Source organism: Butyricicoccus pullicaecorum DSM 23266 (assembly GCF_900167005.1).
Taxonomy (GTDB): domain Bacteria; phylum Bacillota; class Clostridia; order Oscillospirales; family Butyricicoccaceae; genus Butyricicoccus; species Butyricicoccus pullicaecorum.
Window position 1 is genome coordinate 426438 of the sequence record NZ_FUXW01000003.1, and the last position, 8829, is coordinate 435266.

At 49.0% G+C, this 8829-nt stretch carries 7 protein-coding genes; 1 reads left to right on the top strand and 6 read right to left on the bottom strand.

Annotated elements, in window-relative coordinates:
• Positions 1–14: 14 nt before the first annotated feature.
• Positions 15–1364: a type I-E CRISPR-associated protein Cse1/CasA gene (gene casA, locus B5D52_RS09015; RefSeq protein WP_016148417.1), complete on the bottom strand. Its 1350-nt coding sequence runs from the start codon at positions 1362–1364 to the stop codon at positions 15–17.
• Positions 1348–3951, bottom strand: coding sequence for a CRISPR-associated helicase/endonuclease Cas3 (locus B5D52_RS09020; protein WP_016148418.1), 2604 nt, complete (start codon positions 3949–3951; stop codon positions 1348–1350). Before B5D52_RS09020 ends, casA begins: the two co-directional genes overlap by 17 nt.
• 222 nt (positions 3952–4173) lie before the next feature.
• On the opposite strand from B5D52_RS09020, the gene B5D52_RS16520 reads away from it, so the two are divergent.
• Entirely contained in the window at positions 4174–4323 is a 150-nt protein-coding gene (locus B5D52_RS16520) for a DUF960 family protein (protein WP_275532128.1), read from the top strand.
• Between the two features lie 329 nt (positions 4324–4652).
• Here the strand turns inward: B5D52_RS16520 and B5D52_RS16355 are convergent, their stop codons facing one another.
• The 4 genes from B5D52_RS16355 to B5D52_RS09040 form a co-directional block, all read right to left on the bottom strand.
• Positions 4653–4841: a hypothetical protein gene (locus tag B5D52_RS16355; RefSeq protein ID WP_207637501.1), complete on the bottom strand. Its 189-nt coding sequence runs from the start codon at positions 4839–4841 to the stop codon at positions 4653–4655.
• Positions 4842–5188: 347 nt separating this feature from the next.
• The gene (locus B5D52_RS09030; protein WP_016148420.1) at positions 5189–6022 is read right to left on the bottom strand and encodes a Cof-type HAD-IIB family hydrolase; all 834 of its coding nucleotides are present in this window, start codon (positions 6020–6022) and stop codon (positions 5189–5191) included.
• A gap of 45 nt (positions 6023–6067) precedes the next feature.
• Positions 6068–7507: a glycoside hydrolase family 1 protein gene (locus B5D52_RS09035; RefSeq protein ID WP_016147013.1), complete on the bottom strand. Its 1440-nt coding sequence runs from the start codon at positions 7505–7507 to the stop codon at positions 6068–6070.
• A gap of 2 nt (positions 7508–7509) precedes the next feature.
• On the bottom strand, positions 7510–8829 hold a 1320-nt coding region (locus B5D52_RS09040; RefSeq protein WP_078689183.1), incomplete at its 5' end, for a glucose PTS transporter subunit IIA.

Sequence of the window (8829 nt, forward strand, 5' to 3'; positions counted from 1 at the left end):
TTTACCGCGCAATGTCAGCTGCTCCAATATCCAATCAGCACTTTTGGATGCTTCCTGGCACAATGTACTGACCGCAATATGGAAGCTGCTCTCGTAATTAAAACCAGACTGCACCATTGCATCAAACTGCTTCCACAAAAGCCGCTCACAGAATGCATAATATCGTTGTCTGCTTGCAGCCGGCTTTCTTCTGCAATTTCTTCATGCGTAAGAGATTTATACATTGCTCGCCCCAATCGCTCAGCCTGCGCAATATATCCAGTGATAAATCGCAGCGCAGTTTCGTTACCCAGTAACTGCTTGGGGATCTGGAGATCGTGCCGCTGCGCCTTTATATAGTTAGCCTGATTGGTCTGAACCCCATAAAGGGTAAGGGATAAAGGACGATCAAAAGTGTCCAGATCTTCATATTGCGCTACAATCTGCGGTGCACGTTTGCCCTTTGTATCAATCAAATCGGTCAGATTACGCCAGATTGTTTCGTCATCGGAAGGCTTCCAATTAAAGCGTCCTTTTTGCGTGATTCGATATGTAACATGCGGATCTTCCCATGCATCGGTCACTTCGTAGTTCATGCCCTGACTGAAGTACACACCCAAGACACTATGACCATCCTCGCTGGGGATGAGATGAATTCTCCGGGCCGGAAAATACATGCCGAATAACCACGATGTTCGAGCGACCTTTTGCTTTGGCGTCACTTCATTAAAATTGCGCCACAGTACAGGCGGACAATCCAACGGCAGCTCAATCCGATCGGTTTCAAGCATGCCAAAGACCAAAGTTTCAAAGAGATTTCGCCCTTGGATTAGGGTAAACCACGGCGGTGCACCATTGACATTGGAGGGATAACCTTGTGCGGCAGCCGTGCAGAAAATCTGCGCGGCAAACAGCATCCGCAGCGCCTCGCCCGGCGTATAAACAGTACTCACTCGCTTGTGATCAAAATGAATGTGATTGTTTCCGTTTGGAATGGAATAATCTAAAACGGTAACCGATTTGGGCTCTCGGTCCCAGTCTTTTCGGTAGGTGGTCTGAAGAAACGGTCTTTCCGGATCAAACAGGTCAAAACGAACACCTTCTTGCTCGCATGCGGTTATATATCCCCGGATCACATCCGGGTCAAAATGACCTTCCGCCAGCAGTCCATCCAGTGCATCATCGTCTTCCGGGCGGAGCATGTCCATCAAAAAGACAATCAGAAACCGATACACACTGTACTCTGTCATTGGCGAAGTATCCCGAACACTTTGGTATGCATGTGCCTGTTCCAGTGCTTCCAACAGACCAATTTCCTGTGTAATTCCGTTTTTATCAACAACTGGAATCCATGGCTGTGTCAAGATGTCAAACGATGCTTTCACTCACATCACCATCCTTAAAGGTTACACCCAATTCTTTGTTTACTATAATTTCCACGCCGTTAATTTGAGTATACTGCATATTTCCGTCTTTGTCGATAACAGCTGGATAAATCTGAACACCCTCCAGCAGTCTCCTCCCGAAAAGCACATCTGGATTTCCAGGATGCAGAAGTTTGGCTCGCACAGAGACACTGGACTTTAGAATTTCTCGTGCCTCTTCCTTGCTGACCACTGACAGAACAGTCCGACCACCATGTTTCTCACCTTTTTTGCAGAAATACTCAAAACGCTCCGGTGGCAAAAGTACAATCCGAACAGTAGGTTCTCCCAATCGCGTCTTAGCCGAGAGGTAGCTGCTACTTTCCAAATCGTCAAACTGAATTTTTTCAGATTCCTTGATCGGACTATATCCTTTTCCAGGTTCATGGATCAAATAGTTTCCACTCGCCGCAGCTTTCACCTGATCTTCGATCAGGTGTTCCATCCAACTGCCGAGTTCTTCAGGCGGTGCGGCTTGCGGGTCATATCCTCGTGTTACCAGAACAGGCAGATCCTCCGGAATGTGAATTGATCTATATTGCTCCAAAAGATGAATGCTTTGTTGTAAAAGGCACGTTGGATAGACAAATCCATCGGCACCAAACGGTTCCGATGGATCAGGTACCAAAACATAAAGGTTTGGAACCGTGATATGAGGCGGCCGAGGCGTATCCTGATGTCGAAACATTCGGCCAAGCCGTTGGAGCACAAGGTCTATCGGAGCAATCGCGGTCATCATCAGATCGAAATCCACATCCAGAGACTGCTCGACGACCTGTGTAGCCACCAGAATGGCACTTTGGGGTCTCATGGATTTCTCTTTTCCAAAGAGTCTAATGCAGCGCTGCTCTATCTGGTCGCGCTGTTCTGCCGGAAAACGCGCATGGAATAAAAGCAGCTCTCCATCGAAGCCTATGGATTTGAGTGCTTGAAAAGTTTCTTGAGCCTGCTGCACAGTATTCAGTAAGATACACAGACAGCCGCCATCCTGTACCAATTCTTTGGCATATGCGGCAATCTGTTCTGCCTGATGCAGAATAGGACAAAGCGTAACAGATACGGTTTGCTGCTTCTCCGTGTGATGAATCGTGCGCACCAGCACTTTACCTGACTCTGTAATGGCCGTCACGGCAGGATAGCTTGAAGGGATTGATTCAGCGGTATAAGCAGATAGCATCTGCGTCTTTTTCTCAGGTGGAAGTGTTGCAGACAACAGAACAACCGGTATCTCCAGCACTTTGCACCATTCCAATAACCGGTGCAGAATCTCACTCATATACACGTCATAAGAATGAAGCTCATCAATAATCAACGCTTTTTCAGCTAAGCCGAATAAACGTAAAACGCCATATTTCACAAGAAGAACTGACATCATCGCTTGGTCTACCGTTCCGACAGCATAAGTTCCCAGCAATCCTCTCCGCGCAGGGAGCAGCCACCTCCAAGCATAGCGTTCTTCTTCTGTATCAAAGTCCGGACAAAAGGATGGTTGTCCCTCATCACTCAGCCACGCCATACTATGCAGCAGCCTGACTGGTTCCGATGCATGATGCATCTGCAAGAACGTACACATACGCCCAACCATTTGATTGGATGTTGCTGCGGTGGGCAGTCCAACATAGAATCCGTATTTTCCCCATTGCCGCGCCATCTGAAGGGCAGCATAAACACCGGCTTCCGTCTTTCCCTCTCCCATAGGCGCTTCGAGCAGCACAACAGATATTCGTTCCTGTGCTTGCTTGAAAAGCATCTCGGTTTCTGCTTGCAGACCGCGCAGTCCTTCTCTTGAAATACTTGGCCAAACCTGATGAAATTCTTGCTCCCATTCCGCAGGCTGTGATTCTAACCCACTGACTGTCAAAAACGTCTTAGCAAGATGCACTGCGTGCTCCTGCGCATCCGGTTGACAAAACCAAGTTTCAGCTTGTGCAAAATAATCGCTGGAGGCAATCCAATCAGATAGAATCACAATTCCCAGCAGCAAGGCCCCTGCGCTGCCTCTATCTTTTTTATCCAGATCAGGCAGCCACACGGTTTCCGAATGCAAAAATTGAATGCGCATCTGATATTCCAGCTCTTCCTGCAAAGTATTCCAGAACTGATTTTGGCGCTCACCTTCCTTACCCGATTTTCCTTGATGATGTGCCTCTAAAAGATTCGCATAAAACTTTGCCATGCTGCGGTTTGGAACTTCCCTCCAAATACGCTCCCGCAAACATCGACAGGTGGTTTTTTCATGACGAATGGGTTCAGGATCGGGAAAATCAGGCTTTAAGCCCTGCTGATCCATCTTTTCTCTCATTGCAGGCCAACGATACTGAAACTGTCCTTCAATCTTTCCAATATCGTGAAGGGAAACGAGATACCCGATCCAATTGATTGCTTTCTCTGTACTGCAGGATAATGCACCCGATAATCTATGTAACGTACCCGGAGCAATCATGTGTCTAACGATGACCTGTGCAACAATACCAGAGAGCATAGAGTGTGTCAAAATGGATTGGTATGGGTCTGTTTTTGCCCAGATTTCATGTAAATCAAACTGCATATGCATCCTCTTTTCCCTGACAATAATCCCATAAAAATCACATTTATCTATCAATTTGTATCATTCAAATTATAACTTGATTTTATCATATCATCCGAATCATAGATAGCCTACAGCAATTATAAAAGTAACACTCAAATCAAATCGAATATAAAAGCCGAAGGAAAAATCCTTCGGCTTTTACTTTTCTATAAGGGGCTAATCCCAATAAAATCCCGTTACATCACCCGTGGTATCCAGACCACCATTCCGGCTTGGCTGCAAACGCTTCTGTGGTATATGCGCGACAGCATGGAAGTCCCCGAGCGGGACTATTTGCAAATCTTCCGATTATCCTGTGATGGCGACCGACAGCGCATTGAGCATGCTTAGGAACAGCCCAAATACAAACACGTTGTCGTGATTCCGAGTGAGCAGCCTGTTGATGCCAAGATCTACATTACCCAAGCCCCCAATCATATCACCATGTCATTAGCAGAAAATAATTAAGAAGAGGACCGAATTATGAATGATCATTTTATGTCTGTAAACGCTGCTGACGCGTCATTTCGTACAGGGACACGTATTATAATGACGACGAACCGCTGTGTTACGATTTGTCTACAGCCCCGTTTCATCAGGCTATGATTCATAATTACAGCTATATATCGCGGGTAATTTTTTGCAGCAAGCGCAACAACAAGTGCTTCTTTGGTATTGATCTAAGCATCGCCGGAAACAACAAGCGTTCTACGAATGTCGCTGGCATTACCTACAGCAGTATCAAAATCTATAAGTGTCCGCTCCCTGCATATAAACTCTAATTCCCAGTATCCAGCAGGGTCAATGCCATCATAGTTCACACTTGCTTTGCCACACAGCACAAACCGGCAAATAACTACGACCATCATTCTTGGTTTACTGACTCTTTTGTCTTGACACACAATTGCGCACCGTGGAACGACAGCAAACTTTAGCAGGTTGAAAGCCAGTCCGGATACCCAGATTCAAACTACAGCTATGCTGTGATACCGTTACTTGAACAAGCAAAACCCTGGTTTTCACGATCATCAGCACGATGGCGGAAAATCCAGGGTTCTTTTATGTTCATCGACCTTGACTAGTACGATAATCTATACTTTGTACGTAGCTAAAATCTGCTTATAATCTCCGACTCCGTCGCCTACTATTTCATACTCTTCGACCGAATAAATTCTGCATTTGAAATTAAGCAAGACGGAGTGCAATTTCATTGACGTTAGATCAGCCCCAACCGGCAAAACGCATGCAGCAGGCCATCCTGCTCTACATCATCTGTGACCAAATCCGCCATTTCACGGATCTCATCGCCACCATTGCCCATTGCGACCCCGTATGCGCAGTATTTCAGCATCGGAATATCTACTTTCGCATCGCCAAAGGCAATGGTATCTGCCCGGTCAGCGTGCAGATGGTTCAGCAGCGTATCAATCGCATGGGCTTTGGTGATATTCTTGACGCCCAGATCACCAAACAGCGCACGTTCTCCGCTTCCACCCCAAGTTCCCGCTTTTAAATCAGGAAACGCCGCCGCTGCATCTTCATAATCTTGTATACTCCGCAATACAAAGCTGATTTTATTGACATCCGCTCGATACAATTCGCCATCATAAATCATGTCCGGAAATGCCTGCTGTACGGTCATTGTTCCGTCATCACCATTCTTGCGGCAGCTGTACTCCCGCACTGCATCTGCAGCCCCGCTCGCAAAATCCACGCTCGCATACAAACCGCTGTTGCTTTCCAGATAAAACGGCAGTCCACGCGCCTGCAGCCAATCCACCACCGCGCGGCATTGCGCAGCTGTCATCATCTGATGCAAAATAACCTCTCCTGCATCCTCGACATAACTTCCGTTACCGCCGATCATACCATCCAGTCCGATCTCCCACAGGAATGGATAGATTTCTGCACGGCTGCGCCCGGTACAAATATATACGCGGTGTCCATTTGCACGCGCCTGGCGTACGGCAAGTCGGGCCGAGTCCGGCAGACGCCCTTGATAATCCACGAGCGTGCCATCTACGTCCAAAAAAATGATTTTTGTATGCATGTCAAATCCTCTGCAATACCAATCGCGACCGAGCTTATCACGACCTCAGGCCAGATCCTCGCCGTTGGTCTTAATTACCTTCTGATACCAATAGAACGACTTTTTCTTCAGGCGCGCAAAGTCTCCGGTACCATCATCATAACGACGGACGTAAATAAATCCATAGCGCTTTGCATACTCACCGGTCGAAGCCGAGACCAAATCGATGCAGCCCCAGGGCGTGTAGCCCATGAGATCGACGCCGTCCTTGACCGCTTCCTTCATCTGCTCGATATGCTGGCGCAGATAGTCGATGCGGTAATCGTCGTTGATCGAACCGTCTGCCCCGATGACATCCTTAGCGCCCAGACCGTTTTCTACCACCATCAGCGGCAGGCCGTAGCGATCATACAGGTCATTGAGCGCATAGCGCAGACCCTTGGGGTCAATCTGCCAACCCCAATCAGAAGACGGCAGGTTGGGATTGGGCACGCCGCCCAGAATATTGCCCTCGCCGCCCTTAATATCCTTGGCAGTCTGACACGACGACATGTAATACGAGAAGGTGATAAAGTCTACCGTGCCATTTTTGAGGATCTCTGCGTCTCCGGGCTGAACATCCAGCTTGACGCCCATTTCCTCGAGCATACGGGCAGCAAACGCCGGGTATGCGCCGCGTGCCTGCACGTCGGTGCAATAGTAATTGTACAGACGGTTGTAATGTTGGCAAGCCAGTACGTCATCGGGATCACAGGTCAGCGGATAGCTGGCCGAATAAATCATCATATTGCCCACGCGGTAATTGGGGTCGATCTCGTGCGCCATCTGCACGGCGAGTGCACTTGCGACGAACATATGGTGCAGCCCCTGATAACGCTGCTGCGGGATATCCGGCTGGTTCATGAACTCGGTCGGATGCTCAAGATCGTTCAAAATACCCTGATTGAGCAGCGCACCCATAGGCGCGGACGCACTGTTAATCTCATTGAAGGTCAGCCAGTACTTAACCTTGCCCTTATAACGGGTGAAAATTGCGCGGCAGTAGTTGAGGAAATAATCGATCATGTCACGGCTGACCCAGGCATTGCACTTTTTGGTCAGGCCGAACGGCACTTCGTAGTGCGAAATGGTGATGAGCGGCTCGATGCCGTATTTGAGGCATTCGTCAATGACTTCCTCGTAATGGCGCAGACCAGCCTCGTTGGGCTGAGCCTCATCGCCATTGGGAAAAATACGTGCCCATGCAATGGAAAAACGATAGCATTTAAAGCCCATTTCGGCAAACAGTGCGATATCCTCACGGAAACGGTCGTAATGCTGGATGGCTTCACGGCTCGGATAGAAGGTATCCGGCTCGAGTACCGGCGTGATGCGCTTGCTCTGGCCGAACTTGCCGCCCGTACAGATATCCGAAACCGATATGCCCTTGCCGTCGCGATCCCAAGCGCCTTCACACTGATTGGCAGCCGTCGCGCCACCCCACAGAAAATCCTTGGAAAGTACCATTATTATCCTCCTATTACGATATTGCGTCCCTGGATGGAAATGTCTCCTACATCCTCAGCATTGGTTACGATGACCGGTGTCTGAATCTCACAGCCCGCAGCCTGAATGGCCGGGATGTCAAACTCCAACAGCAGATCGCCCTTCTTGAACGTATCTCCGCTCTTGATATGTGCGGTAAACGGTGCGCCGTTGAGTTTCACCGTCTCCAGACCGACATGAATGAGCAGCTCCACGCCGCTGTCGGATACCAGACCCATTGCGTGCAGGGTATCAAACAGATTGTCACAGGTGCCATCAAAGGGTGCATACACCTTGCCTTCAGACGGAACAATGGCATAACCCTCGCCCAGCACACCACTGGCAAAGGTCTGATCCTTCACCTCGGTCAGCGGAATGACCTCACCCGGGATGGGTGCTTCAATTACTATTTTATCACAAAGCGGTACAGATGCGGGAGTGGTCTCAGGCGCTGCTGGCGTATCAGATGCCTCCTCTGCATTTGCCGGAGTCAGAATAAAGGCCAGAACAAACGACAATACCAGAACAACCGCAAAGATAATGCAAGCAAACATGAAATTGCTGCCGCCCTCGGGAGAGATAAACTGAACAATTGCGGTCAAGCAAGGAGTTGCGAATGCGAATGCCTTGAGGTTTACAAAACCTGCAATCAGACCACCGATCGCACCTGCGATGCAAGCGCCGATCATGGGCTTTTTCAGGCGCAGGGTAACGCCATACATGGCAGGCTCGGTAACGCCAGCCAGCAGTGCCGAGATTGCTGCCGGGAATGCCATCTGCTTGATATCCTTATCCTTGGTCTTAAACGCTGCACCGAAGGTTGCACCGGCCTGGGCGGTGTTGCTGCACAGCATGGCAGGCAGCAGCATCAGCTCGAAACCAGGGTCTGCCAGAGACATCAGGCAAGCCGGAACAAAGGCCCAGTGCATACCGGTCATGACAATAAACGGCATAAATCCCGCAAACAGCAGCATTGCCAGCCACGGTGCAAAGCCATAAATGGTGTTGATGACGACCTGGAGCACATTACCAATCATCAAACCGAGCGGTGCGAGCAGGCACAGCGTGATGGGTGCGGTGATAATGACAATCAGCAGAGGCTTTAAGAAGTTTTTCGACCAGTCAGGCGTGATCTTATCGACCAGAATCTCGACATACTTGAGCAGGATGGTCGCCAGCATAGCCGGGATAATCGACGAAGCGTAGCTGCCATGCATGACCGGGATGACACCAAACAGATAGGTCGGCGTGTCACTGCTCAGCAAGGTAATCAGATTGGGATAGACCAGCATAGAAGAAACCAT

Excerpts from the sequence above, each read along its gene's own strand:
- B5D52_RS09020 (WP_016148418.1), bottom strand. The coding sequence starts at position 3,951 with ATGCAGTTTGATTTACATGAAATCTGGGCAAAAACAGACCCATACCAA.
- B5D52_RS16355 (WP_207637501.1), bottom strand. The coding sequence starts at position 4,841 with ATGATGGTCGTAGTTATTTGCCGGTTTGTGCTGTGTGGCAAAGCAAGT.
- B5D52_RS09030 (WP_016148420.1), bottom strand. The coding sequence starts at position 6,022 with ATGCATACAAAAATCATTTTTTTGGACGTAGATGGCACGCTCGTGGAT.
- B5D52_RS09035 (WP_016147013.1), bottom strand. The coding sequence starts at position 7,507 with ATGGTACTTTCCAAGGATTTTCTGTGGGGTGGCGCGACGGCTGCCAAT.